This is a genomic window from Microbacterium sp. ISL-103 (genome assembly GCF_018613995.1).
Taxonomy (GTDB): domain Bacteria; phylum Actinomycetota; class Actinomycetes; order Actinomycetales; family Microbacteriaceae; genus Microbacterium.
In genome coordinates this window covers 1-1,429 of record NZ_JAGGPD010000210.1, presented here as the reverse complement: position 1 = coordinate 1,429, position 1,429 = coordinate 1, and the positions used below count along the sequence as shown (strand labels likewise).

Annotated in this window: 2 protein-coding genes; both read right to left on the bottom strand. The window is 67.0% G+C overall.

The genetic code is table 11. The annotated features are described in order from the left end of the window. Positions 1-122: 122 nt before the first annotated feature. Complete coding sequence (locus J7E68_RS08620) at positions 123-578, bottom strand: MarR family transcriptional regulator (protein ID WP_215171735.1); 456 nt, start codon at positions 576-578, stop codon at positions 123-125. 1 nt (position 579) lies between these two features. Next, positions 580-1,429, bottom strand: an 850-nt coding sequence (locus tag J7E68_RS08615) for an MFS transporter (RefSeq protein WP_215171733.1), incomplete at its 5' end; no start/stop codon positions are given.

Below are 1,429 nucleotides of genomic sequence, written 5' to 3'. Positions count from 1 at the left end.
CGAAGCACCGTTCGCTACGGTCTTGGGACGCCGAATCGCGAAGTCAAGACATTCGACTGAACCACAGAAGATCTCGATCGACAAGCCGGGATGACACGTGGGGAGATCGGCCGGTGCGGCGGTCAGACCTCTGAGAGAAGCCGGAAGACCTTCGACGCCGCGTGGATCTCGTCTTGCGTGAGCTCTGCCACGACCGTGCGCAGGCGCGACGCGTGGTCGCTGCGCAGTTCGGTGAGGGCGGCGCAGGCCGACGGCGTCGCCGTCAGGACCCGCAGCCGCCCGTCGCGCTCGTCGGCCCGGGACTCGATGAGACCCAGCCCCTCGAGCATCCGCACCTGGCGACTGATGACCGACTTGTCCATCTCGAAACGCTCGGCGAGCTCGTGAGCGCTGGCGGAGCCCGCCCGATCGATGAAGGTCAGCAGCTTGTAGCCGCCGACCTGCAGCTCGGGATCGCTACGCGCCGCCGACTCCCTCCAGAGCGTCCGGGTCCTCGCGAAGATGAGGTTCAGATGCGTCTGGAGGTCGCCGAGGGCGGTGTCGACGTCAGCGGGCGCCGCCGCTTCCGAGGTGACCATGTCAGCTCCTCGACTCCCGGTCGTCGCGCTCGAGCACGGTCACCGAGCCGGTCGACGGGGACGAGGACTCGGTGCCGGCGATGCGGATCGCACCGGTCGACATCGTGGCGCCGACCTCTGCCTCGGAGACCTCGAGAACGGATTCCTCGGCCTGCTCGCGCAGCTGCTCGGCGGCGTTCTTCGTCGACAGCGGCTTGTTCTTGATGAACGCGATCGCGATGATGGCGATCACGGCGAGCGGGATGGCGATGATGAACGCATCCGCGATGCCGTGGCCGTAGGCACCCTCGACGATCGCGCGGATCGTGTCGGGCAGCTGGGTGACCTTGGGCACGTCGCCCGTGGCGAGGTGCTTCAGCGCGTCGACCTCTTCGGGAGTGGTCGGCGTGAAGCCGTCGAGCGCGTCGGTGATGTAGTTCGCCACGCTCGTCGAGAGGGTCGCGCCCATGACGGTCACACCGATCGTGCCGGCGATCGTGCGGAAGAAGTTGACGTTCGACGACGCGGCGCCCAGCTGCTGCGGAGCGGTGTCGTTCTGCACGATCAGGGTGAGGTTCTGCATGACCATGCCGAGGCCCGCGCCGAGGATGAACATGAACGTGGCCACGAGCGGGAACGGGGTGTCGTAGCGCAGCGTCGCCATCAGCGAGACGCCGGCGGTGGTCAGCACGGAGCCCGTGAGCATCCATCCCTTCCACTTGCCGAAGCGGCTGACGAGCTGGCCAATGATGATCGACGCGCCCATCTGGCCGATGATCATCGGGATGGTCATGAGGCCGGACTCGGTGGGTGTGGCGCCACGGGCGAGCTGGAAGTACTGCGCGAGGAACACCGACGTCGCGAACATCGAG